General features: G+C 72.1%; 18 protein-coding genes. 8 read left to right on the top strand and 10 right to left on the bottom strand.

Annotation, left to right across the window (positions count from 1 at the left end; all coding sequences use genetic code 11):
* The first annotated feature begins 50 nt into the window (after positions 1 to 50).
* Genes ABFX50_RS25615 through ABFX50_RS25640 form a run of 6 tightly spaced genes read left to right on the top strand, consistent with a single transcriptional unit; the run spans position 51 to position 10,539 of the window.
* The gene (locus ABFX50_RS25615) at positions 51 to 2,579 is read left to right on the top strand and encodes a glycoside hydrolase family 78 protein (RefSeq protein WP_346149887.1); all 2,529 of its coding nucleotides are present in this window, start codon (positions 51 to 53) and stop codon (positions 2,577 to 2,579) included.
* Positions 2,576 to 3,886 (top strand): extracellular solute-binding protein, encoded by a 1,311-nt coding sequence (locus tag ABFX50_RS25620; RefSeq protein WP_346149888.1) that lies wholly within the window; start codon positions 2,576 to 2,578, stop codon positions 3,884 to 3,886. Before ABFX50_RS25615 ends, ABFX50_RS25620 begins: the two co-directional genes overlap by 4 nt.
* Positions 3,883 to 4,752, top strand: coding sequence for a carbohydrate ABC transporter permease (locus ABFX50_RS25625; protein ID WP_346149889.1), 870 nt, complete (start codon positions 3,883 to 3,885; stop codon positions 4,750 to 4,752). The genes ABFX50_RS25620 and ABFX50_RS25625 overlap by 4 nt, the downstream gene beginning before the upstream one ends.
* Positions 4,749 to 5,561: a carbohydrate ABC transporter permease gene (locus ABFX50_RS25630; protein WP_312895395.1), complete on the top strand. Its 813-nt coding sequence runs from the start codon at positions 4,749 to 4,751 to the stop codon at positions 5,559 to 5,561. The genes ABFX50_RS25625 and ABFX50_RS25630 overlap by 4 nt, the downstream gene beginning before the upstream one ends.
* Positions 5,558 to 9,151, top strand: a complete 3,594-nt coding sequence (locus ABFX50_RS25635) for a hypothetical protein (RefSeq protein ID WP_346149890.1) — start codon at positions 5,558 to 5,560, stop codon at positions 9,149 to 9,151. Before ABFX50_RS25630 ends, ABFX50_RS25635 begins: the two co-directional genes overlap by 4 nt.
* Positions 9,148 to 10,539 carry an L-fucose/L-arabinose isomerase family protein gene (locus tag ABFX50_RS25640; protein WP_183644976.1) on the top strand — a complete coding sequence of 464 codons (1,392 nt, stop codon included), beginning with the start codon at positions 9,148 to 9,150 and terminating at the stop codon, positions 10,537 to 10,539. The genes ABFX50_RS25635 and ABFX50_RS25640 overlap by 4 nt, the downstream gene beginning before the upstream one ends.
* Before the next feature lie 60 nt (positions 10,540 to 10,599).
* Here ABFX50_RS25640 and ABFX50_RS25645 read toward each other — a convergent pair whose 3' ends face one another.
* A complete protein-coding gene (locus tag ABFX50_RS25645; RefSeq protein WP_346149891.1) occupies positions 10,600 to 13,980 on the bottom strand; it encodes a phosphodiester glycosidase family protein in 3,381 nt (1,126 codons plus the stop codon).
* A gap of 161 nt (positions 13,981 to 14,141) precedes the next feature.
* Between ABFX50_RS25645 and ABFX50_RS25650 the strand changes: the two genes are divergently transcribed.
* A complete protein-coding gene (locus ABFX50_RS25650) occupies positions 14,142 to 14,834 on the top strand; it encodes a hypothetical protein (RefSeq protein ID WP_346149892.1) in 693 nt (230 codons plus the stop codon).
* Between the two features lie 39 nt (positions 14,835 to 14,873).
* Here ABFX50_RS25650 and ABFX50_RS25655 read toward each other — a convergent pair whose 3' ends face one another.
* The 3 genes from ABFX50_RS25655 to ABFX50_RS25665 are packed head-to-tail and all read right to left on the bottom strand — an operon-like array spanning position 14,874 to position 17,972.
* The gene (locus tag ABFX50_RS25655) at positions 14,874 to 15,506 is read right to left on the bottom strand and encodes a LysE family translocator (protein ID WP_346149893.1); all 633 of its coding nucleotides are present in this window, start codon (positions 15,504 to 15,506) and stop codon (positions 14,874 to 14,876) included.
* Positions 15,503 to 15,853, bottom strand: coding sequence for a spore germination protein GerW family protein (locus ABFX50_RS25660; protein ID WP_346122798.1), 351 nt, complete (start codon positions 15,851 to 15,853; stop codon positions 15,503 to 15,505). The genes ABFX50_RS25655 and ABFX50_RS25660 overlap by 4 nt, the downstream gene beginning before the upstream one ends.
* Before the next feature lie 10 nt (positions 15,854 to 15,863).
* On the bottom strand, positions 15,864 to 17,972 hold the full coding sequence (locus ABFX50_RS25665; protein WP_346149894.1) for an alpha-galactosidase: 2,109 nt from the start codon (positions 17,970 to 17,972) through the stop codon (positions 15,864 to 15,866).
* 66 nt (positions 17,973 to 18,038) lie between these two features.
* On the opposite strand from ABFX50_RS25665, the gene ABFX50_RS25670 reads away from it, so the two are divergent.
* A complete protein-coding gene (locus ABFX50_RS25670) occupies positions 18,039 to 19,157 on the top strand; it encodes an ROK family protein (protein ID WP_346149895.1) in 1,119 nt (372 codons plus the stop codon).
* Positions 19,158 to 19,164: 7 nt separating this feature from the next.
* On the opposite strand, the gene ABFX50_RS25675 is transcribed toward ABFX50_RS25670, so the two are convergent.
* The 6 genes from ABFX50_RS25675 to ABFX50_RS25700 all read right to left on the bottom strand — a co-directional run bounded on the left by ABFX50_RS25675 (position 19,165) and on the right by ABFX50_RS25700 (position 25,306).
* Positions 19,165 to 20,064, bottom strand: a complete 900-nt coding sequence (locus ABFX50_RS25675; protein WP_346149896.1) for an MFS transporter — start codon at positions 20,062 to 20,064, stop codon at positions 19,165 to 19,167.
* Positions 20,001 to 21,155 carry a glucose-6-phosphate dehydrogenase gene (locus ABFX50_RS25680; RefSeq protein WP_346149897.1) on the bottom strand — a complete coding sequence of 385 codons (1,155 nt, stop codon included), beginning with the start codon at positions 21,153 to 21,155 and terminating at the stop codon, positions 20,001 to 20,003. Before ABFX50_RS25680 ends, ABFX50_RS25675 begins: the two co-directional genes overlap by 64 nt.
* Before the next feature lie 3 nt (positions 21,156 to 21,158).
* A complete protein-coding gene (gene pgi / locus ABFX50_RS25685; RefSeq protein ID WP_428834706.1) occupies positions 21,159 to 22,784 on the bottom strand; it encodes a glucose-6-phosphate isomerase in 1,626 nt (541 codons plus the stop codon).
* Positions 22,785 to 22,853: 69 nt separating this feature from the next.
* Positions 22,854 to 23,810 (bottom strand): acetylxylan esterase, encoded by a 957-nt coding sequence (locus ABFX50_RS25690; RefSeq protein WP_346149898.1) that lies wholly within the window; start codon positions 23,808 to 23,810, stop codon positions 22,854 to 22,856.
* 24 nt (positions 23,811 to 23,834) lie between these two features.
* A complete protein-coding gene (locus ABFX50_RS25695) occupies positions 23,835 to 24,554 on the bottom strand; it encodes a PDC sensor domain-containing protein (RefSeq protein ID WP_346149899.1) in 720 nt (239 codons plus the stop codon).
* Complete coding sequence (locus tag ABFX50_RS25700; protein ID WP_183645004.1) at positions 24,551 to 25,306, bottom strand: FCD domain-containing protein; 756 nt, start codon at positions 25,304 to 25,306, stop codon at positions 24,551 to 24,553. The genes ABFX50_RS25695 and ABFX50_RS25700 overlap by 4 nt, the downstream gene beginning before the upstream one ends.
* Between the last annotated feature and the right edge of the window lie 50 nt (positions 25,307 to 25,356).

Below are 25,356 nucleotides of genomic sequence, written 5' to 3' on the forward strand. Positions count from 1 at the left end.
AACATCACAAGAACTCAAGTTAGATTTAACACACTTGAGAGGAGGTGACCATGGGATCAGCTCTGCCTCACGACCTGCGATGCGACCACCGCACCACGCCGCTCGGCGTGGCGAGCGCGCCGCTGCTGGCCTGGCGGCTCGAAGGGGCCGACCCCGTCGCGTACCAGGTCGAGATCGGCGATCTGTGGTCGACGGGGCGCGTCGACGACCCCGCCGCGATCAGCCACCTCTACGACGGGCCACGGCTGCGCCCCAGGACACGCCACACCTGGCGGGTCACCCTCTGGGACGCCGCCGGCTCCACCAGCTCGGCCGAGTCCTGGTTCGAGACCGCCCACGACGCATGGACCGCCTCGTGGATCGCGCCGGACCCCGACGCGGTCGAGCACGTGGACCCGCCCACCGAGGGCGACAGGGCGCTGAGCGCGCACGGGCTGCTCCCCTGCCCGCAGCTGCGCAGGAGCTTCCAGGTGCCCGGCGCCGTCACCGCGGCCCGCCTCTACGTCAGCGCCAAGGGTCTCTACGACGCCAGGATCAACGGCGAGAGGGCGGCCGACGCCGAACTCGCCCCCGGCTGGACCGACTACCGGCGGCGCATCCCGTACCAGGTCCACGACGTGACGCGGCTGGTCGGCGAGGGCGAGAACGTGCTGGCCTTCACGATCGCCGACGGCTGGTGGAGCGGCTTCACCGGCTTCGACCCGCGCAGGCCCGGCTACCACTACGGCCGCTTCCCCGAGCTCATCGCCGAGCTGCACCTGACCCTCGCCAACGGCTCGGCCAGAGTCGTGATGACCGACGGGACCTGGCGCACGGCGCAGGGGCACATCCGCCACGGCGACCTGCTGAAGGGCGAGTGCCACGACCTGCGCGCCGCCACGCCGGGCTGGGACTCCCCCGGCTTCGACGACTCCTCATGGACTCCCGTCACCGTGCGGGGCGCCGATCACCACCTGCTCGTGCCCTCGTGCGACGAGCCGGTCAGGGCGCTGCGCGAGCTGCCGCCTCTCTCGATCACCAGGACGGGCCCCCGCACGCACCTGGTGGACTTCGGGCAGAACCTCGCCGGCAGGGTCCGCCTGGCCGTACCCGCCCAGGATCCGGGCACCCGCGTCACCGTCAGGCACGGGGAGAGGCTCGAGGAGGACGGCGGCCTGCACACCGCGAACCTGCGCACCGCCGACGCCACCGACGTGCTGATCACGGCAGGCGGCGAGGCGCTGTTCGAGCCGCGCTTCACCTACCACGGCTTCCGCTACGCCGAGATCGACGGGCTGGAGAGCCTGGGCGAGGTCAGAGCGGTGGTCCTGCACAGCGACACCCGGTGGACGGGCGCGTTCGAGTGCTCGGACCCCGAGATCAACCAGTTGCAGAGCAACATCGAGTGGGGACAGCGCGGCAACTTCGTCAGCGTCCCCACCGACTGCCCCCAGCGCGACGAGCGGCTCGGCTGGATGGCCGACGCGCAGGTGTTCCTGCCGACGGCCTGCCTCAACGCCGACGTGGCCGCCTTCTTCACCAAGTGGCTGCACGACGTGCGCGACGCGCAGACCCCCGAGGGCGGCTTCCCCAACGTCGCGCCCCGGCTGACAGGGGTCGCGGAGGAGGGCGCGCCGGGCTGGGCGGACGCCGGTGTGCTCGTCCCATGGCACCTGTACGAGGTGTACGGCGACGCCAGGTTCCTCGACGTCGACTCGATGGGCGCCTGGGTCGACTTCGTGCTGCGTCACAACCCCGACCTGATCTGGAGGCAGCGGACAGGACCGCACTACGCCGACTGGCTGGCCCCCGGCCCCGCCACGCCTCGCGAGGTCGTGGCCACCGCGTTCTTCCACCGCAGCGCCGACCTGACCGCCAGGGCGGCGCGGGTCCGAGGCAGGCATGCCGACGCGGAGCGCTTCGAGCGACTCGCCGCCGACATTCGCACAGCCTTTATTAAAACGTTCGCACACCCCGACGGCACGGTCTCGGGCGACACCCAGACCGGCTACCTGCTCGCCCTCGCCTTCGGCCTGCTGCCCTCGTCGCTCGCCCCCGGAGCGGCGCGGCGGCTGGCCGAGCTGGTGCAGGAGCACGGCCCTCAGGCCGGCTTCCTCGGGGTCAATCTGCTGTGCCCCGTCCTGTCGGCGACCGGCAGGCCGGACCTGGCGCACGCGCTGCTCCGCCGTACGGACCCGCCGTCCTGGCTCTACCAGGTACGCCACGGAGCCACGACGGTGTGGGAGCGATGGGACGGCGAAGGAGCGCCCTCGATGAACTCCTTCAACCACTACGCGTTCGGATCGGTCGGCGAGTGGCTCTACTCCGGCGTGGCGGGGATCAGCCAGGCGCGGGGCTCGGTGGCCTATCGCGACCTGGTGATCCGTCCTCTTCCCGGAGACCTGACCTGGGCGCGGGCCTCCTACGAATCCGTGCGGGGACGGATCGCCGTCTCATGGGAGCGCACGAGCCAGGGCTTCCTCCTGGACGTGAGCGTCCCGCCCGGCGCCTCGGCGACCGTGCACCTGCCCGATGGCCAGACCCATCGGGTGCCCTCGGGGGACCACCATTTCGCATCAGTCCGAGGAGACACACCATGACCGACCTCCAGCGCGCCAGGATGAGCCGCGGCCAGTTCTTCCGCATGATGGGCGGGCTCGCGGTGGCCGCCGCGGCGACCGCCTGCTCGACCAGGCCGCAGACCACCACGGCGACCAGCGGCGGCACGGGCGCCGCCGCCGCCGTCGACCTGAAGTTCGTGGGAGTGGCCGACCAGAAGGCGCCGATGGACGCGCTGCTGGCGGCCTACCAGAAGGTGAAGCCCGGCGTGCGCCTCACCGCGTCGTACGCCCCGACCGACCAGGTGCAGACCTCGCTGCGCACCCAGCTCGGCGCGGGCAACGCGCCCGACCTGCACGTCGTCTACCCCGGCAACGGCAGCGCGATGTCGATGTCGCAGATCGCCGGAGCCGGGCTGCTGGCCGACCTGTCGGCCCAGTCGTGGACCGGCACGATCCCCACCGGCTTCAAGCCCGCCCTCCAGATGGAGGGCAAGACCATGATGTACTCGGCCGGCTCGTCGGTCATCGGCGCGATCTACAACAAGAAGGTCTTCGAGAAGGCCGGAGTCGAGGCGCCCCCGACCACCTGGACGGAGTTCCTGGCGCTCTGCGACAAGCTGAAGAAGGCGGGGGTCACACCCATCGCGCTGGGCGCCCAGACCCCGTGGGTCACCCAGCTCATCACCTACGCGCTGGTCCCCTCGACCGTCTACGCCAAGGACCCCGCCTTCGACGACAAGCAGCTGGCGGGGCAGACCAGCTTCGCCCAGTCCGGCTGGCGGCAGGCCATGGAGATGTACCTGGAGCTGAGCGAGCGGGGCTTCTTCAACGACAAGCCGAACGGGACCACCTTCGAGCAGCAGATCTCCATGGTGGCGACGGGCAGGGCCGCCATGGCCGTCCAGGTGTCGGCCGTGCTGCCCGACTTCCGCAAGTCGGCCTCCAGCCCTGATGACCTGTCGATGTTCCCCGTGCCCGGCGCCGACAGCGCCGACCAGGTGTGGATCCCCGCGGGTGTCGTGGTCGGCCTCGGCGCCGCCGCGAAGGGCAGGAGCGTCGAGGAGGCCAAGGCCTTCATCGACTTCCTCGGCAGGCAGGAGAGCATCAACAGCTGGGCCAAGGCGATCTCGGCCATCCCGCTCACCCAGGACGCGAGCTCGACGATCGACCCCGCGGTGGAGTCCTTCCTGCCGTTCACCAAGGACAGGGCGGTGCCGTTCATGGACCAGCGGTGGCCCAACGCCGAGGTGCAGCCCGTCCACTTCGCGGTCGTCCAGGAGCTGCTGGCCGGCAAGGCGACGATCGACGAGGCGCTGAAGAAGATGGACGAGGCGTACCAGAAGTGATCAAGCGATTCTCCGCGCTGTCGCCCTCCTGGCTGTTCGCCGCGCCCGCTCTGCTGGTCTACGCGGTGGTGGTGCTCTATCCGAGCGTCGCGGGCGTGCTCTACGCCTTCACCGACTGGAGCGGCATCGGCGAGGGCATGTCCTTCGTCGGGGCGGCGAACTTCCGGGCCATCCTGAACGACGAGCAGGCCATGGGCTCGCTCGGCAACACGCTCCTGCTGACGCTGGCGATCGTGGTCGTGCAGAACGGCCTGGGCCTGCTCCTGGCGCTCGGCGTGCACGCGAAGCTGAAGAGCCGCGCGCTGCTCAGGGTGATCTTCTTCGCGCCCGTCGTCGTCAGCCCCGTCATGGTCGCCTTCCTGTGGAAGTACGTCTACAACCCCGACCCGTCGGCAGGACTCAACGGCCTGCTCGGCCTGGAGGTCGACTGGCTGGGCGACCCGTCGGTCGCGCTGTGGTCGATCGCGGGGATGGTCGTGTGGCAGTACGCCGGCTACTCGATGGTCATCTTCCTCGCCGGCCTCGAGGGCATCCCCGCCGAACTGCACGAGGCGGCCATGATCGACGGCGCGGGCACGCTCCAGCGCTTCAGGTACGTGACCTGGCCGCTGCTCGCCCCCGCGCTCACGATCAACCTGATGCTCTCCACGATCGGCGGCCTCAAGCTGTTCGACCAGGTCTTCGCCGCCACGAACGGCGGCCCGGGCTACGCGACGGAGACCCTGTCGACCGTGCTGTACAAGCAGGCGTTCGTGTTCGGCAAGTTCGGCTACAGCACGGCGATCGCGCTGGTGCTGGCGCTGTTCGTGGCCGCGGTCTCGCTCGTCCAGATCTACTACCTGCGCTCCAGGGAGGTGGCCCAGTGAGGAGGACCTTCCTGCTGGAGGTCGTGATGATCGCGGCGGCCGTGGCGTTCATGTTCCCCGTCTACGCGCTGGTCACGCTGTCGCTGAAGGATCCGGCCCAGCTCTCGCAGACGCCGCTGGCGCTGCCGAATCCGCCGACGGGCGACAACTTCGCCAAGGCCTGGTCGGCCGCGGCCCTCGCCCCCTCGCTGGTGAACAGCACCGTGATCACCGTGGTCAGCCTGGTCGCGCTGATCGGGCTCGGCTCGTTCGCCGCCTACTTCCTGGCCCGCGCGCACACCCGCCTGGGCTACGGGCTCTACGTGCTGTTCCTGCTCGGCATCGTGCTGCCGTTCCAGCTGGGCATGATCCCGCTCTACCGGCTGGTCACCGACCTCGGCCTGATCGGCACGCACGCGGGGATGATCCTCTTCTACACCGGCGTGCAGCTGCCGTTCACGGTCTTCCTCTACACCGGGTTCATCCGCGCGCTCCCCCGTGAGTACGCCAGCGCCGCCCAGATCGACGGCGCCTCCCATCTGACCGCTTTCACCAGGGTCGTCTTCCCCCTGCTGCGGCCGATCACCGGCACCGTGCTGATCCTCAACGCGGTGTTCATCTGGAACGACTTCTTCACGCCCCTGCTGTATCTCGGCGGCTCCGGCTTCGAGACCGTTCCCGTCAGCGTCTTCTCCTTCGTCGGGCAGTACGTCTCCGACTACGGCCTCGTGTTCGCGGGACTGGTCATGGGCGCGCTGCCGATCGTGCTGGTCTTCCTCGTGCTCCAGCGCTACGTGATCAAGGGCTTCTCCTCGGGGCTCAAGGGATGAGCCTGTTCGACGTGCTGGCCGAGCCGCCGCGCAGCCACTCCCCCGCCGCCATCTGGTGGTGGAGCGGCGAGCCGCTGCGCCGCGACCGGCTGCGCTGGCAGATGGAACGCCTGGTGAGCGGCGGGGTGCACAACCTGGTCGTCCTGAACCTCGCCCCCTCGGGCCCGCTGTTCGGCGCCGACGCCGACGACCCGCCGTTCCTGTCGGAGGCGTGGTGGGAGCTGTTCGACGGCGTCTGCGAGGACGCCTCGGAGCTCGGCGCCTACCTGTGGTTCTACGACCAGCTCGGCTTCTCGGGCGCGGACCTGCAGGCCCGCCTGGTGCAGGAGCATCCCGAGTTCGCCGGTCAGTGGCTGGCCGGCGACGGCACGGTGAGCACGCGCGGCTTCGACTACCTGTCCCGTACGGCCTGCGCCGTCCTGCTCGACCGGGTGCACGGCGAGTTCGAGCGACGTCTCGGCCACTGGTTCGGCCGTGTGATCGTCGGCTCGTTCCAGGACGAGCTGCCGTCGATGCCGACCTGGTCGGCCTCCTTCGCCGAGGAGTTCAGGGCCCGCAGGGGGCACGAGTTCCGCCTGGAGGAGCCCGACTGGCACGGCTACCACAGGACCAGGGCCGAGCTGGCCGAGGAGGCCTTCTTCAGGCCGCTGGCCGAGTGGCACGAAAGGCACGGGCTGCTCAGCGGCTGCGACCAGCAGGACCCTGCCAGGGCAGGGCACCCGCTGGAGGGCGTCGAGCTCTACGCCGACTACACCCGCACGCACCGCTGGTTCAGCGCCCCTGGCTCCGACCACCACGGCGACGCCCGCCTGCACTCCTCCCTCGCCCACCTGTACGGCCGGCCGCGCACGTGGATCGAGGCGTTCCACTCCAGCGGATGGGGCGGCACCCTCGAGGAGACCCTCGACTGGCTGCTGCCATGGCTGCGGGCGGGGGCCAACCTGTACAACCCGCACGCCGTCTACTACACGACCAGGGCCGGCTGGTGGGAGTGGGCACCGCCCTCGACGGACTGGCGGCAGCCGTACTGGCGGCATCACAGGGTCTTCGCCGACGCGGTGACCCGCATGTGCGCGGCGCTGTCCCTGGGCCGTCACGTGTGCGACATCGCGGTGCTGTTCCCGACGACCACCGTCCAGCGGGGCGTGTCCCTCGGCGGGGCCACACGGGAGGCGGAGCGGGCGCAGCGGGTCTACAGGGACCTCGTCGGGGACATGGCCTGGTTCCAGACGGTGCCCGGCGCTCTGGACCTGCTCGGCCTGGACGCCGACGTGATCGACGAGGACTCCCTCGAGCGCGCCGTCGTCGAGGACGGACGGCTGAAGGTGTCGACGGAGTCGTACGGCGTGATCATCCTGCCCGCGCTCACCGCCCTGGACGAGGAGTGCACCGCGCGTCTGGAGGCCTTCGCCGAGGACGGCGGCCTGCTGATCGCCGTCGGTGAGCCCTTCGGCAAGGCGCGGTTCGTGGCCTCCGCCGACGGGCTGGGCGAGGCGCTGGCCGGATTGGAACCCAGGGTGGAGGCGCCGGTCCCTCCGCTGGTGCGCGAGGTGGACGGCACGACGCTCGTCTTCCTGACCGCCGCCTTCCCCAGGGCGAGCGAGATCGGGGTGGGACGGCCTCAGGAGCGCGGCGTCGAGCTGGGCTGGCTGGACGCCACCGTCGACTTCGACCAGGACCGCTACCGCAGGCACATGCGGGTCAGGGTCAGGGACGTCACCGGCACGCCGCTGCTGGCGAGCCCGTTCGGCGGGACGCCGCGGCCGCTGCCGCACACCGTCGTGGACGGCGTCGTGGAGGTGGTCGTCCCGTTCGACGAGGGCCCCGCCGCGATGCTGCTGTTCACCGGCGAGGACGTGCCCGTCGAGCGGGCGCGCGAGCCGTACCCGCACGAGGTGGACCTCGGCGCCGAGTGGGCCGTCGAGCTGGTGCCGACCATGGACGACACGTGGGGCGACTTCGCCACCAGCGCGGCCGTCGAGCGCTGGACGCTGGCGACGCCCGAGGGCGAGCCGGTGCACGCGACGTTCGGCCCGCGCGGCGAGCAGCGGATCGGCGCCGGCGCGTGGCGGCCGTCGGTCTGGTCGGACTCCAGAGGGCTGCGCAAGGATCGCGTCCACCGCGACACGCTGGGCCCGAAGGGGCACGTGCCCGAGGAGTTCCTCGACTTCGGCCGCGTGGAGGCGGGCACGGACTGCCGCTTCCGCGCGCTGGTCACCACGCCGGGCGAGGCGTGGCTGGTCGTGGGCGCGGCGGCGGCGAAGGCGGTCCTGCTGGACGGAGTGGAGCTGCCCCTCGACGACGCCGGCTACCTCGCCGTGAGCGCACTGCCCGTCGGGGCAGGTGAGCACCTCCTGGAGGTGCGCCTCGTGCCCGACGAGGAGCTCACCCTGCGCGCCCACGTCTCCTTCACCGCCGACCCCGCCCTTGTCCGCAGGCCCGAGTGGATCGCGGGCCCCGTGGTGGAGACGGTCGTGGACGGCGAGAGCGGCGGCGGCGTCCTCCAGGTCGCCTCCACCTCGCCCTGCCTGGTGCTGGTGAACGGGCGGGAGGCGGGCCGCCAGGGCGGCTTCGACCCCTACGCCGAGGCCGACATCCCGCGGGTGCGCCGCTACGACCTCACCCCCCTGCTGCGCCCTGGGCCGAACACCGTCAGGCTGGAGTGCCAGGGCGAGGTCCTGGTGGACGGCCTGGCCGTGTCAGGTCCCGGCTGGAGGAGACCGGAGGGCGGCCAAGGCCCGCTCGTACGGCGGCGCCAGCACGGCGACCCGGCCGCGCTGCACCTGTCGCCCCGGCCGCATCCGCTGCCCGGCGCGGGCTGGATCGACGGCCGCGACACCGCGCTGCCCGCCGGTTTCACCCGCCCGCGTGACGCCGCCGCCCGGATCGATCGCAGGGCCGACGCCCGGGCCGCTCCCCTGGCCGATGCCGGGATCGATCCCGGGGCAGGATCTCGGGCGGCTCCGGCCGCCGAAGGGCCGGTCTCCGAGCACGCCTCCGAGCACGCCTCCGTGGGGCGCTTCCTGCTGGACCTGCCGCCGGGAGCCGTCCGCGTGGACGTCGACACCCACGGCCCTGCCCAGCTCGTCGTCGACGGCGTGGCCCACGACCTGCCCGCCGTCCTGGACGGCCTGGCCACGAGGGCCGAGCTCACCGTCGCGGCGAGGCCGGGCCTCGAGGGCGGCGCCGCGCTGGCGGGGCCCGTCAGGTTCGCGTGCGGACCAGGCCGGATGCCGCTGGGCGACTGGGAGTCGCACGGCCTGTCCGGGTACAGCGGCGGCGTCCGCTACACGACCACCGTCCACGCGCCCGCCGCCACGCCGGCCGTTCTCGACCTCGGCCGGGTACGGGGCACCACGGAGGTCACCGTCAACGGCGCCACGGTGGGCGTGCGGATCTGCGCGCCGTACACCTTCGAGCTCGGCCTCGGCGAGGGCGCGAACACGATCGAGATCCTCGTGCTCGGCACCCTGGCCCCCTACCTCGACTCCGTCAGCCCCACGCACTTCGTCTTCCCCGGTCAGCGGGCGACGGGCCTGTTCGGCCCCGTCCGCCTGCGCACCGTCCACCCCCTGGAGGAATCGTCATGAGAATCGGACTCGTCGCGGGCGGACTCGGCGCCTACTGGCCCCAGTTCCCCGACCTGCTCCCCCAGCTCCAGCGCTCGGCCGCGCGCGTGTCGGAACGGATGCGCACGTTCGGGTGCGAGGTCGTCGACGTCGGCTTCATCTCCGACGCGCAGGAGGGCGCGGCCGCCGCCGAGCGGCTGCGCGCGGCGGGATGCGACCTGATCGTGGGGTTCCTGACCACCTACATGACCGCCACGATGCTGCTGCCGGTGGCCCAGCGCAGTGGCGCGCCGGTGCTGCTGATCAACCTGCAGCCCACCGAGGCGATGGATCACGACAGCTTCGACACCGGCCAGTGGCTGGCCTACTGCGGAGCCTGCCCGCTGCCCGAGATGGCCAACACGTTCACCCGCGCGGGCATCCCCTTCCGCTCGGTCTCCGGCTACCTGGAGGACGAGCGTGCATGGGCGCGCATCGAGCGCTGGGTGAAGGCGGCGGGGGTGCGCGCTGCGCTGCGCCACGGCAGGCACGGCCTGATGGGACACCTCTACCCCGGCATGCTGGACGTCTCGACCGACCTGACGCTGGTGCCCGCCAACTTCGGCGGGCACGTCGAGGTGCTGGAATTCGACGACCTGCGGGTACGGGTGGAGAAGGTCACCGAGGCCGAGACGGCGGCGAGGGCGCGCGAGGCGGCGGAGATCTTCGACGTGGACGCCTCGGTCGTGGACGAGGACTTCAACTGGGCGGCGAAGGTCTCCGTCGGCCTCGACCGCCTGGTGGCCGACTTCGAGCTGGACAGCCTGGCCTACTACCACCGCGGGCTGGAGGGCGAGGTCCACGAGCGGCTGGGCGCTGGCATGATCCTCGGCGCCTCGCTGCTGACGGCGCGCGGGGTGCCCGCGGCGGGCGAGTACGAGCTGCGCACCTCGCTGGCCATGCTGATCATGGACAGGCTGGGCGCCGGCGGGTCGTTCACGGAGCTGCAGGCGCTGGACTTCCTGCGCGGTCATGTGGAGATGGGGCACGACGGCCCCGCCCACCTGGCGATCAGCGCCAAGCGGCCGCTGCTGCGCGGCCTCGGCGTCTACCACGGCAAGCGCGGCTGGGGCGTGTCGGTGGAGTTCGACGTCGCGCACGGCCCCGTGACCGCCTTCGGCCTGCTGCAGCGGCGCGACGGCCGGTTCGGGTTCGTCGCCTCCGAGGGCGTCACCGTGGACGGCCCGCATCTGAAGATCGGCAACACCACCTCCAGGGTGGACTTCGGCCGCGACCCCGGCGAGTGGACCGACGCGTGGAGCGCGACCGGCATCTCGCATCACTGGGCGCTCGGCACCGGGCACCGCGTCGCCGAGCTGCGCGCCCTGGCCGACCTGCTCGACGTCGAACTCGTCGAGGTCACCGCGTAGCGACGCGCCGAGGAGGCCGCGAGGAGCGGCCCTCTCGGCGCGTCGGCCGGAGCGAGGGGGTCAGGCGGCGGCGCGGGCCGCCGTGGCGACCGTCGCCTCCTTCTTCACCCCGTTCACCGTCACCGCGACCACGACCTGCCCGTCGCGCAGCGCCGTGAGCGTCCCCTTGGCGGGGTCGAGCACCGCGACGTGCCACGGCTTGGCGCCTCTCACCGAGCCGATGTGCAGGTTCGGCGAGCCCGACCACTCGGCGGAGACCGGGTAGGCGACGGGCACCGTCCGCTCGCCCTGCTGGAGCGTGGCCGTCACCTTGCCAGGCGAGCCTGCGGCCACCGACGAGGGAGCGGTCAGCGTCAGCGTGTCCACGTGCGGCCGCACCTGGGCGCCGATCCAGTCCGGCGCGTCCACGAACCAGTTGCGCCGCACGTGCTCGGCCTCCTTCGGCGTCACGGGGTCCACGCCCCACAGCGACCACCCGGTGAAGCCGCCGTCGTCGGCGGCAGTGGCCGGGTTCTTGCCCGAGTTGCCGTTGATGAAGTACGGCACCGCGTCCACGTGGGAGGCGTTGAACGTGCCCACGTGCGCGCCGAGGTAGGCCGCGCCCTTGCCGGTGGTGCGCTGGAAGTCGGCCAGCCACCCCTCGACGAGGGCCGCCTCCTTCCTGTCACCGAGCTGGCTGCCCTTGCCGGGGGTCGGGTCGCGCGGCGGCACGTGGAAGACCACCACTACCGAGCCCACCGAGCTGTCCTGCGCCGCGGCGCTCAGCTGGTCGCGCAGCATGGCGATCTGGTCGAAGCCGCCGCCTCGCAGGTTCAGCCGCGAGGTGTCGAGGGTGACGAACCTCGTGCCCTTGTGGTCGAAGACCCTGGTGGTGTCGCCGAAGACCGCCTTGAAGTTGTCGATCTTGCCGCCCATCACCTCGTGGTTGCCGGGCACGTAGTAGTAGGGCAGGGAGCCGCTGAGCTCCTCGTCCAGGATCCGCTTGGCCAGCGCGAAGTCCTCGGGCGAGGCCTCGTCCACGAGGTCGCCGTTGATCAGCAGGAAGTCCGGGCCGGCGGCCTTCAGCTCGCGCAGCGTCCTGCGGGCGTTCTTGACGATGTCGCTGTCGGGCTGCCTGGCGACGAACTGGGCGTCGGACATCACCGCGAACCGCCACGGCATCGCCCCGACGGCCGGCTTGACCACCGGGTCGGCGAGCTTCGCAACAGGGGGCGCCTGCACCGACGGCGGCACCCTGGCCACCAGCCTGTCGATGGTGATCTGACTGGTGTACTTGGCGTCGCCGCGCGTCTCGGCGACGTAGAAGCGGCGCAGCTTCAGCGGGTAGCTCACCCCCTGCGGCACCGCGAACTCGACGTACTTCCAGCCCGTCCAGGTCAGGTGGGGGCCGCGCAGGATCTGCGACTGCCCGTTGGCGTCGTAGAACTCCAGGCTGGGCCACTCCCCCTTGCCGGAGGAGTCGATCCACAGCCCGAAGGCCTGCGGCTGCCCCGGCACGACGAGCTGCTGCGGCGGCGAGGCGTAGGCGGCCCTGGTCGCGGTCGACTGGGTGAAGTCGTAGGAGAGCCTGAGCCCGCCGCCGCTCTGCCCGGGGCCCGCCGCGAGCGAGCCCGTCGCGCGGGCGGCCGCGAAGGTCCACGACGCCGCGTTCTCGAAGTCGGCGACCGCGACGTCCTCGAAGCCGACCGTCACGGGCACGGCCACGCTCAGCGCGCCCACGCGGGCGGTGACCAGTCCCGAGCCCACGCCCTTGAGCGCCTTGACGGTGAAGTAGCCGTGCTGGGCGGGGGTGACCGACAGCAGCGAGGCGTCGTAGTCGAGCTTGAGGTCGCCCGGCTCGATGGGGGCCGAGTTGCCGTTGCGGTCGTAGCCGACGACGCCGAAGGTGCCCGTCGCGTCGGCGCCGGCGAGCCCGACCCTGTCGGAGGTGGCGCCCAGGCGGGTCAGCGGCTGGAGCACGGTCAGCTCGATGCCGCCCTTCGCCCCGCCCCTGGTGGCCTTGACCGTGGTCCGGCCGGGCAGGAGGGCGCGGAAGACGCCGTCCTTGCCGATGAGCCCGTGGTCGGCGTGCCAGGTGGGTTTGCCCTCCGCCGGGCCGTACGTCTCGTCGTAGCCGGCGGCGGTCAGCCGCCGCGTGAGGCCGGGGAAGACGCGTTCGGGACGGCCGCCGGCGACGGGGCCGACGCCCGGCGCCTTGGCCGGGTCGCTGGCGGTCTCGACCCAGAAGCCCTTCAGCGTGCCGCTGCCCTGCGGGGCGTAGAGGGCCAGGCCGTTGGGGACGTGCCGCTCCCCTCCGTCGGAGGGGCTGTTCTCGACCTGCACCTCGGGCGCGCCGGGCTCGCGCGCCAGCATCGTGGAGGAGCCGCCGCCGTCGAGTTCGAGCGCGCTGTGGGCGCCGAGCTCGACCATCAGCGCGGCCATCTCGCCGAGCGTGAGCCCGCGGCTGTCGGCCTGCCGGCCGTCCACCGTGAGCAGGTACATCTTTCTGCCGTCGGCGGAGAAGCCGACAGAGGTGCGTGGGTGGCTGTCGGTGTCGGTGAACGGCTGCGCCTTGCCCTCCTTGACCAGGACGTTCCTGCCGCCGAGCGCGGTCTGGACGGCGCCGCCGTCCGACGGCTTGGGCAGGTACTTCACCTCGACGCGGTCGCCCTGCTTCAGCGCGGCCAGCGCGTCGGCGCCCGCCTCCCTGCCGACGAGGATCGTGGTGCCGGCGGGGATGACGCCCTGGCCGGCGGTGGTGCGGACCTCGGTGACCGCTCCGTCGACGAGCACCACCTCGGTGACCTTGGCGGCGTCCGAGCGCCGGTAGGAGCCCCACAGCGGGGTGAACAGGCCGACGCCGCCCGCCTGCACGTTCTGGTTGAACTGCGTGATCGTGACCGGCGCGCCGCCCGAGGGGGTGGCGGTGCCCTCGAAGTGCATCTGCAGGACGCGGCCCACGCCCTCGTTCAGCGCGATGGCGTTGTTCCAGCCCTGGACGGGCGACTGGACGAGCTCGCCGTCCTTGACGCCGACGCCGAGGGCGGCGCCCGAGCGGTTGATGTCGAAGTAGTCGCCGTTGACGGCGGCCACGGCGCGCGCCCGCCTGGCGGGCCCCGACAAGGCCTCGGTCTTCGACACCTCGCCCGAGTTGAGGTAGCCGGTGGTGACGCCGCCCGACAGGTCGGCCGACAGCGCGTCGGCGCGCAGCCATCCCGCGGAGTCGAAGCGGTCGAAGGAGGTGAGCGTGATGCCCGGCGCGACGGGCCGGACCTTCTTGGCCGTCTCCAGCGTCCGCCCCGCGGGGGCGTTGAGCAGCAGCGTGGAGTCGGACCTGTAGGACGACGCGGCGGGCGCGTCCTCTGCGGGAACGGGCGGATCAGCCTGCGCGGGGCTGGCGATAAGAGCTAAGGCGAGCGCGGCGGAGGCCATGTAGCGGAGGGTCTGCACGACCGAACTCAATCGCGCAATGGTGACAAGTTTCAAGACTTTGCAATGAACTAAAAGATAATTTCAGATCGGCGCCGAGGGTATCTACCGTGGTCAGGTCTTAACCTCTGGCTTTCGGGTAGACGGGAACGCAGACTGAAAGGGCAGATCAACGCAGAACGCGTGGAGCAGCCGTGGACACTCTGTACGATCACATGCCGATCCTGTCGCGAGGCAGGCACCGCAACCCGCGCAAGGGCGCCTGCTTCATGGAGCTGGCCTCCTATCTGGCGGGCGAACGGTGGAGCGACCATCCCGCGTGCACACACCCGCTCCTCGCGGGCCTGGCCCGCCTGGTCAACGACCACACCACCGACGAGGGCAGAGGCAGGCTCGTCCCACTGGTCCCGTCTATCATCGGGCTACGGGGTGACGACCTGCGGATCGACGTCAGGCTCGCCCTGCGCGCCGTGACCACCGCACTGCCCGTCGCCGCCGCCGACCGACAGCTCGCGCTGGCCGTGTCGGTGCTGGCCGCCGAGGAGATGCTGGCCAGGCTGGACGGCAGGCCCGCCGCGCTCGAGGAGCGCAGCAGGTGGGCCTTCGCCCAGGCTCCGCACGCCGCCGAGGCGGCCAGACGCTTCAGCCGCGCCTCGAAGATCACCGAGAAGGGCTTCCGCAGGTACGCGGCGCCCAACGCGGTGCAGCTGTCCGTGGTCGGCATCGCGCAGGCATGCGTGCCCGACCCCGACGGGATGCTGCACGATCTCCTGGTCGCCGCGATCGCCGAGTGCGAAGCGCTGATCCCTCGGGCCCGTCCGGGGGCCGACGCCGCGACGGCTCCCCGAGGCACCGTGAACGCCGGCACGTCCGGCCGACCCGCCTGACGCGCCGGGCCATCGGCGAGCCCACCGGGCAGGGGAGAGCTAGGGTCTGGCCGAGGTGGCCAGCCGGACGCCGAGGGCGATCAACGCCGCGCCGGTCAGACCGTCGATCGTCCTGCGCACCGCGGGCCTGGTGAAAAGCCTGCGCAGCGTGCCCACCAGGTTGGCCACCACGACGAACCACACCGCCGTGCCCGCCAGCGCGACGGCCGCCAGCGTCACCGTGTCGGCGAGCGCGGCGCCCTCGCTCAGGAACTGCGGCACCAGAGCGACGAAGAACAGCGCCGCCTTCGGGTTGAGCACGTTGGTGAGCGCCCCCTCGGAGAAGGCGGCCCACGAGCTGCTCCTGCCCGGGTCGGGGAGGTCGAGGTCGGGCGCCCCGCCTTTCGCCGCCGCCCGCAGCGCCTTGGCGCCGAGGTAGAACAGGTAGGCCGCCCCGACGACCTTCACCACCGTGAAGGCCGTCGCAGAGGCGGCCAGCAGCGCCGCCACGCCGGTGGCGGCGGCGATCACCCACGCGGCGACACCGACGGCGATGCCGGCGGCGGCCGCCATGCCGTACGCGCGGCCCGAGAGCGCCGACCTGCGTACCACGACCGCGAAGTCGGGCCCCGGCGACATCGCGCCCAGCATGACGACGCCGCCGAAGGCGGCGATCTGGGTGAGGGTGGTCAACGCCGCCCCTTGCGCCAGCGCTTGACGACGGCCCTGATGGTGAGCAGCAGGACGACGGCCACGACCTGGCCGCCGAGGACGATGCGGTTGACGTCGACCGCGGGCTGCCAGCGGACCTCGCCGTTCTTGATGACGAAGACGCCCGCGGGGGTCGCGCCGAGGCCGTAGCCGCCGCCCGACCCCTGGCCGCCGTGGTCGCCCTCCGACGCGCCTGATCCACCGCCACCGCCCTGGGCGACCCTCGCGACGGGGATGACCGTGACGTCACCCCGTGTGATCGGTTCGCCGAAGACGCGCTGGACCGTGGCGCCGTCCTTGGTCTTCTCCACCAGTTCCATGATGTCCATACCGTCATCTCTATCCGCTGACGCGGCGCAGCACCACCATCTCGCTGCGATAGTCGGGTCCGGCGATGAACCAGGTCGGCAGCTCGAGGCCGTGCGACATGAGCGTCTGCCCGTGCCAGCGCTCGCCCTCGGCGCTCTCGTAGATCGCGGAGGGGTCGAGGCCGGCCAGCCGTACCCTGCGAGGGGGCCGCTTGGCCAGGGCGAAGGGGTTGTAGGCGAGCACGACCACGCGGTCCTCGTGGCTGTACTGCACGGCCGAGGCGGTGATGCCAGGGTCGCCGGCCAGGCGGTGCAGGCGGCCGTGCTGGATGACCGGCCGTACCGCCTTGTAGGCGGCGACGAGCGAGCGGGCCTGCTCCAGCTCCTCCGCCGACCATCTGGTCAGGTCGCCGCCGATGCCCAGCGCGCCGGCCATGGCCATGTGGAAACGGTAGGCGAGCGGCACCTCGCGCCGGGTGTGCGGGTTGGGGCTGTCGGTGACCCACGCCGACATCGCGCAGGCCGGATAGAGGTAGGAGTAGCCCTCCTGGATGGCCTGCCGGTCGCGGGCGTCGGTGTTGTCGGAGGTCCACACCTCGTCGGTGCGGCGCAGGATGCCGAAGTCGACGCGTCCGCCGCCACCCGAGCACGACTCGATGCGCAGGCCGGGGTGGCGCTCGCGCAGGGTGTCGAGGACGGCGTAGACGCCGCGGGTGTGCTCGATCCAGAGCAGGTCGGCCCGCTCCCCCGCGTCCGGCCAGCCCGCCTGGGTGAAGCTGCGGTTCATGTCCCACTTGAAGTAGTCGAGCCCGTACTCCGACACCAGCCCAGACAGCCAGCCGATCGCCCATTCGCGCACGTCGGCGCGGCCGTAGTTGAGCACGAGCTGGTGGCGCAGCGTGTCGCGACGGCGGCCCGGATAGTGCAGCACCCAGTCGGGGTGCTCGCGGTAGAGGTCGCTGTCGGGGTTGACCATCTCGGGCTCGACCCACAGGCCGGCCCGCATGCCGAGCTCGCGGACGGTGTCGAAGAGCTTGGACAGGCCACGGGGGAAGCGGTCGGGGTTGGGCCACCAGTCGCCGAGGCCGCGCCTGTCGTCGACGCGCCCGCCGAACCAGCCGTCGTCCACCACGAACAGCTCCACGCCCAGGTCGGCGGCGCGGCGGGCGAGCTCGATCTGGCCCTCCTCGTGGACGTCGAACCAGGTCGCCTCCCACGAGTTGTAGAGGACGGGCCGCTCCTCGAACGGCGTGGGGAGCACGTGGTGGCGGGCGTAGTCGTGCCAGGCCCTGCTGGCCGCGCCGTACCCGCCGCAGGTGCGCAGGCCGAGGACGGGCGGGGTGAGCAGGCTCTCGCCCGGGGCGAGATGCCAGGTGGGGCCGTCGTGACCGAATCCGGCGGTGACGGCGACGTCACCCTCGGGACGGCGCTGCGCGGTCAGCCGCCACGAGCCGCTCCAGGCCAGCGCGACGGACCAGACCTCGCCGAGCTCCTCGGTGGCGTCACCGGCGTCGATCATGATCCAGGGGTTGGCGCGGTGCGAGGTGGTGCCCGTCCTGCTGGTGAAGGTGGTCTCGCCCACCGCCAGCTCCGCCCTGTGCAGCTGCGTCTCCTGCGCCCACGCGCCCGCCACTCCGGTGTAGCGGTAGCCGGCCCGCTCGGGGATCACCCAGCTGCCCGAGTCGACCCTGCCCAGCCGGACGGCGTGCTCGCCCTCGTTGGTCAGGCTGACCCAGCGCTCGACGACCTCGGAGGCGACCCTGACGTGCAGGCCCACCCTCAGCCCCAGCGGGTCGCGCAGCACCAGCTCGATCTCCGAGTCGGAGACCACGGCCTCGGCGAACGTCAGCTCGACCGAGCGGACCCCGCCCTCGTAGGTGACCTGCAGCGACGGCACGCCCCATCGCGCGCCGCCCTCGACGGGCAGCAGCTCGTCCACGTCGCGCGGGTCGTGGAAGCCGGAGTGGATGCGCCTGGGCGCCTGCCGTACGACCTCGGCCAGCGCCTCGTCCGGCAGTCTCGGCCCCCAGTACCACTGCACGACGCGGCTGTCCTCGCCGGCGGCCTCGAGGCCGAAGACGAACGCGGAGCTCTTCGTGACAGCGGCCCACGCGCTGTCGCCCACCCGGAGTATATTCACGCTAGACACAAACTCCATGAGATCAGATCCCACCGTCCATCGCCAGAGGGGAAGTTTGTTCACCTCATGAATCTTTCTCCCGCAGCGCGCGCGGTCTTCGTGGAGCTGCTGGTGCACGGCCCGCTGTCCAGGGCCGAGGTGGCCAGGCGGCTGGAGCTGTCGCCCTCGGTGCTGACCAAGCTGACCAGGCCGCTGCTGGCGGAGGGCTTCCTGGTCGAGGAGCCCGGCCCGGCGGGGGTGCCGGGGCGCCCCTCGGTGCCGCTGCGGGTCGAGCCCGCCCGAAGGGCCTACGCGGGGGTCAAGCTGACCGACTCGGAGCTGTTCGCGGTCCGCACCGACCTGGGCGGCGCGGTCACCGCCGAGGTACGGCTGCCGCTCGAAGGCCACGAGGTCGGGCGGGTCGTCGCCAGGATCGCCGAGGCCGTGGCGCTGCTGCCGGGAGACGAGCCGCCCGCCGCGGTGGGGGTGAGCCTGGCCGGGCCCGTCTCGCGCGCCGACGCCCTCGTGCGCCACTCGCCCTTCCTCGGCTGGCGCGAGGTTCCCCTGGCCGGCCTGGTGACGGCGGCGACCGGGCTGCCCGCCGTCCTGGAGAACGACGTGCGGGCGCTGACGGCGGCGGTGCACTGGTTCGGCGCGGCGGCGGGGCGCGGGACCTTCGCCCTGGTCACCATCGGAGAGGGGCTCGGCTGCGGGATCGTGGTCGACGACCGCCTCGTCGTGGGCACGGCGGGGGTGAGCGGGCAGATCGGGCACCTGGCGATCGACGACAGGGGTCCGATCTGCGAGCGCGGCCACCGCGGCTGCGCCCGCGCCTACCTGGCCTCTCCCTCGATCAGGCGGACGGCCAGGGCCGCGCTCGACCGTCCCTCGCTCACCTTCGAGCAGGCGCTCGACCTGGCCAGGCGGGGCGACCCGGTGGCCAGGCGGATCTTCGACGAGGCCGGCCTGGCGCTGGGCAGGATCGTGGCGACGATCGCCAACCTGATCGGGCCCGAGGTGGTGGTGCTGTCGGGAGAGGCGGTGCACATGCACGAGGTGTGCGAGGCGGCGTTCGAGGCGGCGCTGGGCGAGCACACCCACTGGACCAGCCAGCCCGTGGAGGTGCGGGTGCAGCCTTTCGCCTTCACCGAATGGGCGCGGGGCGCGGCCGTGGTGGCGCTCCGCCACGACCTCGGGGTCGCCTGACGGCCGCTCATCCGGCCACCCGCTCGAGCCGCCGCCCCTCCTCGGCGCCTGCCCGCGAGCGGGGACGCAGCGCCCCCGCGAGCAGCGTCATCACCGCCACGATCGCCGTGATCATCGCGAACGCGGCCGGGTACGACAGCGCTCCCGCCGCCCACCCCGTCACCGCGGGCGCGATCAGCCCCGACAGGTACGTGATGGTCGCCACCCCCGCGATGCCCTCGCCGGGCGTGTCGCCCACGTCGCCGGCGGCGGCGAACACGAGCGGCACCACGACCGCCACCCCCACGCCGACCAGGGCGAAGCCCGCCATGCACAGCCACGGCGTCCGGCCCGCCACCACCAGCACGCCACCGGCGGCGGCCACGATCCCGCCCACTCTGACGACGGCGTCGGCGCCCATCCTCCGCACGAACCGATCTCCGATCAGCCGGGTCGCGGCCATGCAGAGCATGAAGACGGTGTAGGTCGCCGCCGCGACGCCGGGGCCCGCCGAGGCGACCGCCGTCACGTAGACGGCCGCCCAGTTGGCCGAGGCCCCTTCGGCGAACGTGCCGCAGAAGCCGACCAGGCCGACGGCGAGGATGGCGCGCGAGGGCAGGGCGAACCTGCGCGGCGCAGGGACGCCCTCGGACGACTGGTTCGCCAGGAGGCCTCGTCCGGCGAGGCCGCCCAGCCCGAGCAGGACCACCGAGACGACCGCCAGGTGCACCCTGGCGTCGATGCCCAGGTGCGCGGCGAGCACGCCCACGCCTCCCGCGGCGAGGCTGCCGACGCACCACATGCCGTGCAGCCCGGCGATGATGGAGCGGCCGAGGCGGCGTTCCAGCACCAGCGCCTGGGAGTTCATGACCACGTCACAGGTGCCCGCCGCCATGCCGAACAGCAGGAAGACCCCGGCCAGCCACACCGGCGAGGGCGCCAGGGCGGGCAGCGCGAGACAGGCGCACCAGAGGGCGAGCAGGAGCCGCGTGGCGGTGCGCCCGCCGAGACGGTGGGCCATACGGGTGGCCATGGGCATGGCCACGAAGGCGACCACTCGACCGGCGGCCTGCGCAGCTCGGCGACGACCTCCAGCGCGTTCACCGGCAGGTCCTTGCCGGTGCGGACGCAGAACGGCACGCCCGCCCACCGCCAGTTGTCGATGTGGAGGCGCATCGCCACGAACGTCTCCGTGCAGGAGCCCTCCGCCACCCCCTCGGTGTCGAGGTAGCCCTCGTACTGCCCGCGCACCACCTCGCCCGGGTCGATCGTGCGGACCGCGCGCAGCGCCCGCCACTTCTCGTCGAGCACCGCCCTGGCCTCGCCCGAGGGCGGGGCGTCCATGGCGACGTGCGCCAGCAGCTGCAGCAGGTGGTTCTGCACCACGTCGCGCAGCGCGCCGACCTCGTCGTAGAAGGCGCCCCTGCCCGACACGTCGAAGTTCTCCGCCAGGGTGATCTGCACGCTGTGCACGTACGTGCGGTTCCAGATCGGTTCCAGCAGCGTGTTGGCGAAGCGGAAGACCATCAGGTCCTCGACCGGCTCGAGGCCGAGGAAGTGGTCGACGCGGAACAGGTGCTCCTCGTCGAAGTAGCCGAGCAGCTCGGCGTTGAGCCGCCTCGCCGACTCCAGGTCGTGCCCGAACGGCTTCTCCACCACCAGCCGCGCGCCGGCGTCGAGCCCGGCCTCGGCCAGGCCCCTGGCGACCGTGGCGAACAGGCTCGGCGGCACGGCGAGGTAGTGGGTGAGGTCGCCGAGGTCCTTCACCTCTTCACGCAGGCGCGCGTAGGTGTCCCCGTCGGTCAGGTCGCCGGTGACCAGCCGCAGGTCGAGCCGGTCGGACAGCTCCGCGCCCACGGCCTCGCTGCCCAGCGCGCGCAGGCCTTCGAGGTCGAGGTGGGTCCTGGCCACCCCGACGACCGGCACCTCGAGCCTGCCGGTCGCCGCGAGCGTGTTCAGCGCGGGCAGCAGCATCTTCCTCGCCAGATCGCCCGTGACGCCGAACAGGACCAGAGCCATGGATCAGACCTTTCTTCCGCGCATCTCCCTGTACTTGCGCACCAGCGCGGCGGTGGAGGCGTCGGGCGCCTGCGCGGGGGGCTCCTCCGAGGTGAGCGCGGGCGCCAGGTCCATCGCCATCTTCTTGCCGAGCTCGACGCCCCACTGGTCGAAGGAGTCGACGCCCCAGATCGTGCCCTCGACGAAGACGATGTGCTCGTAGAGGGCGACGAGCTGGCCGAGCGTGGAGGGCGTCAGCCTGGGAGCCAGGAGGGTGGAGGTGGGCCTGTTGCCCGGCATCACCTTGTGCGGCACGACCTCGGCGGCGGTGCCCTCGGCCGCGATCTCCTCGGCGGTCTTGCCGAACGCCAGGGCCGAGGTCTGCGCGAGCAGGTTGGCGGTGAGCAGGTCGTGCATGCCCTCGGCGTCCTCGAGGGGCTTGCCGAAGCCGAGAAAGTCGGCGGGCACCAGCCTGGTGCCCTGGTGCAGCAGCTGGTAGAAGGCGTGCTGACCGTTGGTGCCCGGCTCGCCCCAGAAGATCTCACCGGTCGGCACGGTCACCGGCGTGCCGTCCGCCTGGACGGACTTGCCGTTCGACTCCATGGTCAGCTGCTGCAGATAGGCGGGGAAGCGGTGCAGCCGCTGGCTGTACGGCAGGACCGCGCGGGTCTGGGCGTCGAAGAAGTCGGTGTACCAGATGCCGAGCAGCCCCATCAGCACCGGCATGTTGGCCTCGAAGGGCGCGGTGCGGAAGTGCTCGTCGACGGTGTGGAAGCCGTCGAGCATCTCGCGGAAGCGCTCGGGCCCGATGGCGATCATCAGCGACAGCCCGATGGCGCCGTCGTAGGAGTAGCGGCCGCCGACCCAGTCCCAGAAGCCGAACATGTTGGCGGTGTCGATGCCGAACTCGGCGACCTTCTCGGCGTTGGTGGAGACGGCCACGAAGTGCTTGGCCACGGCCTCCTCGCCGAGCGCCCCGACCAGCCACGAGCGCGCCACCTTGGCGTTGGTGAGCGTCTCGAGCGTGGTGAAGGTCTTGGAGCTGACGATGACCAGCGTGGTGGCGGGGTCGAGGTCCTTGAGCGCGCCGTGGATGTCGGCGGGGTCGATGTTGGAGACGAACCTGGCGGTGATGCCCGCGTCGGCGTAGTCGCGCAGCGCCTCGTAGGCCATGGCGGGCCCGAGGTCGGAGCCGCCGATGCCGATGTTGACGACGGTCTTGATGGCCTGGCCCGTCTGGCCCTTCCACTCGCCCGAGCGCACCCTGCCGCTGAAGTCGCTCATCTTGTCGAGCACGGCGTGCACGTCGGCGACGACGTCCTGACCGTCCACGACCAGCTTGGCGTCGGCGGGCATGCGCAGCGCCACGTGCAGGACGGCGCGGTCCTCGCTCACGTTGATGTGCTCGCCGGAGAACATCGCCTCGATCCGCTCCCGCAGACCCGCCTTCCGCGCGAGCGCGAGCAGCAGCTCCATCGTCTCGGCGGTGGCGCGGTGCTTGGAGTAGTCGAGGTAGAGGTCACCGGCGGTGAGGCTCATCCGCTCCGCCCTGCCGGGGTCCTCGGCGAACAGCTCACGCAGGTGCTTTCCCGCCACCGCCTCGTGGTTGGCCTTCAGCGCCGCCCACTCGCCGCTCCGACTGATGTCCACGTCTCCTCCTCGCACTCTCAACCCGTCCACGTACCCGCGATGAACGATCCACCGCACCGCGGGAGGTTATCAAGCGGTCATGAACCCGTATTGCGCCTGGGTCAACGCCTCTTCCTGCGCCGCTTCTTCCGGGTGGGCGAAGTGTCCGGTTTCCATGACGAACAGCTCCTTCGGCCCGCCGAGCGCGTTGTACACGGCGAACTGGCCGGGCGGCGGCACCGAGGGGTCGAACAGCGCGGCGCCGACGTGCACGGGCCTGCGCACGAACGTGGCGGCGGTGGCCGAGTCGTAGTAGGCCAGCACGTCGAGCACCTCGGGCCGCCTGGCGTGGAGGTCGCGGACCGCCTCGCCGCTGCCCGTGCACGGCAGCGTGACCCGCAGCGGGTGGTTGCCGAAGCTCGGCACGACCAGCGCGCCGCTGGTGAACCTGTCGTCGAAGGCGAGCACGAACGGGCCGATGCCGCCGCCGAAGCTGGAGCCGACGTAGTCGAGCCTGACGCCGGCGCTCTCGGGCACGAGTTCGCCCAGCGCGGTCGCCGCGCACCACATGTCGGCGACGCAGCCGCGGTGGATGTAGGTCTCGCGCGAGCCGATGCCGTGCAGGACGTGCTCCTGCGCGTCGGAGGGCAGGTCGGGGTGGAGGCTGCGGGTGGGCAGGCCGCGCGCGCACGGCCAGATCGTCGCCGTGCCGGGGATGCCGACCCGCACCTCGGGCCTGTCCCTGCCGCCGTAGCCGTGCGCGACCACGCGGGCCCTGGTGACCTCGCCGTCGATCGGCAGGCTCAGCCAGCCGCCGATCCTGAACCCGTCGGTCGAGGTGAAGCTCACGCCGTGGAAGCGCAGGCCGTCGGCCTCCCACTCCACCGGGCCCAGCTTGGGCGCGACGCTGACCGCGCTCGCTCGCGCGTGTGTCTCCCGCCAGAAGCGCTCGAAGTCCGCCGGCGCTTCGGGCGCGGGTACGGCCAGCAGCGCGTCGAGGTCGTAACCATAGGTCGGGTCGAAGGCGAAGTCGTGCCGCGGTATCAAGGCCAGCCCCTTTGTGCAAGATCGTCAGGCCAGCTTAACCGCCCTCTCCCTCGAGGAGGAAACGATGCGCCACGGCGGGTCAGGCAGCCGCGCGGCGACCGCTCGCGCCTGCGCCTCGTCCTCCGGCAGCAGCGCGCCGGCCGGCAGTCGCGGGGAGTTGGCCGCCACCACCCTGCCCTCGGCGTTGACCAGCGTCACCTGCGTCGGGCACGCGGCCAGCACGCCCAGCAGCAGCGCCTCGAACCTGGCCGCCCGCACGTCGGCGCCGACCACCCCGAGGAAGCGCCCGTCCACCTGGGCGGGGGCGGTGAAGGTGAGCACGTAGGTATCGGTGCCGCCGTAGTCGACGTAGGGCCCGACCACGTGGCGGCAGCGGGTGCGCTGCGGCGCGGCGAACCACTCGGCGGCGGTGTAGTCGTAGAAGTCGAGGCTGTCGGGGTCGAGGTCGACGTCGAGGAAGACCGGGTCGTCCTCCGGAGGGGCCTGCCACCAGTCGAGCCAGCGCGGCCGGTCGGCCAGCACCCCTGGCGCGACGATCACACCGGTGCCCGCCGCCACGCCGCGCAGGCGGCGCAGGCAGCCGAAGATCTGTGGCCGGACCCCGGCCAGGTCCGCGGAGGTGAAGGAGGGCGAGGAGCGGTAGCACTCCTCCATGCCCACCCTGATCTCCTCCAGCGCGCCGAAGACGTCCTCGACGATCGCGTGAACCCGCTCGGCCACGTGGGCCACATGTGGATCGCTCATCGCCACTCCCGTCGGCCCTGGGTGACAAGTCGCCAATGGAACTCCATCAGACGCTCCGTGCCCCTGTCGAGGTGCTCCTCTGTCAAGGTTCGCGCCCGGTCGGCCTGCCTGGCGGTAATGGCCTCGATGACCTGACGGTGGCTGCGCACGACCTCGCCGGGGTCGACGGCCTCGCCGTAGGGGAGCCAGAGCAGCTCGCCCACCTCGGACTGGATGTCGATCTCCGCGCGGGTCAGCCTGACCGACTGGGCGGCGGCGGCGACCTCGATGTGGAAGCGGCCGTCGGCGCGGCGGCGCTCGCCGACGGTGCCGGCCGCTTCGAGGCGGTCGACGACGTGATGGAGCCTGGCGACCTGGTCGGCCGAGGCGCGCAGGGCGGCGAGGCGGGCGGCCGTGCCTGCGATGGCGGCGCGGTAGTCGCCGATCTCGCGCAGCTCGGAGGTGCTCAGCTCGCGCAGCCTGGTGCGCAGCCTGGCCGTGGAGGGGTCGGCGGGGCCGCGCACGAACGTGCCGCCGCCCCTGCCCCGCCTGGTCTCGACCAGGCCGCGTTCGCGCAGCGCGGCGAGGGCGGCCCGCAGGGTGACGGTGGAGACGTTGAGGGAGGCGGCCAGCTCGAGCTCGGCGGGCAGCTGGTCGCCGTCGGCGACGAGGCCGAGCGCGATCGCCTCGGCCAGGCGCCGGACCACGACCTCGACCCGGCCCGAGCCGTCGTCGACGGGGGCGAAGACAGCGGCGCCGGGGAGCTGATGCACAGCAGACAGCTTATTGCCTTTTGAAATATGAACTCATAGTTTTAATTGCA

The organism is Nonomuraea recticatena (genome assembly GCF_039533245.1).
GTDB lineage: Bacteria > Actinomycetota > Actinomycetes > Streptosporangiales > Streptosporangiaceae > Nonomuraea > Nonomuraea roseola.

Bases quoted from the DNA above. Each gene is read 5' to 3' on its own strand.
- ABFX50_RS25670 (WP_346149895.1), top strand. From the start codon at position 18,039: ATGAATCTTTCTCCCGCAGCGCGCGCGGTCTTCGTGGAGCTGCTGGTG.
- ABFX50_RS25695 (WP_346149899.1), bottom strand. From the start codon at position 24,554: ATGAGCGATCCACATGTGGCCCACGTGGCCGAGCGGGTTCACGCGATC.
- ABFX50_RS25635 (WP_346149890.1), top strand. From the start codon at position 5,558: ATGAGCCTGTTCGACGTGCTGGCCGAGCCGCCGCGCAGCCACTCCCCC.
- ABFX50_RS25615 (WP_346149887.1), top strand. From the start codon at position 51: ATGGGATCAGCTCTGCCTCACGACCTGCGATGCGACCACCGCACCACG.
- ABFX50_RS25660 (WP_346122798.1), bottom strand. From the start codon at position 15,853: ATGGACATCATGGAACTGGTGGAGAAGACCAAGGACGGCGCCACGGTC.
- ABFX50_RS25640 (WP_183644976.1), top strand. From the start codon at position 9,148: ATGAGAATCGGACTCGTCGCGGGCGGACTCGGCGCCTACTGGCCCCAG.
- ABFX50_RS25680 (WP_346149897.1), bottom strand. From the start codon at position 21,155: ATGGCTCTGGTCCTGTTCGGCGTCACGGGCGATCTGGCGAGGAAGATG.
- ABFX50_RS25620 (WP_346149888.1), top strand. From the start codon at position 2,576: ATGACCGACCTCCAGCGCGCCAGGATGAGCCGCGGCCAGTTCTTCCGC.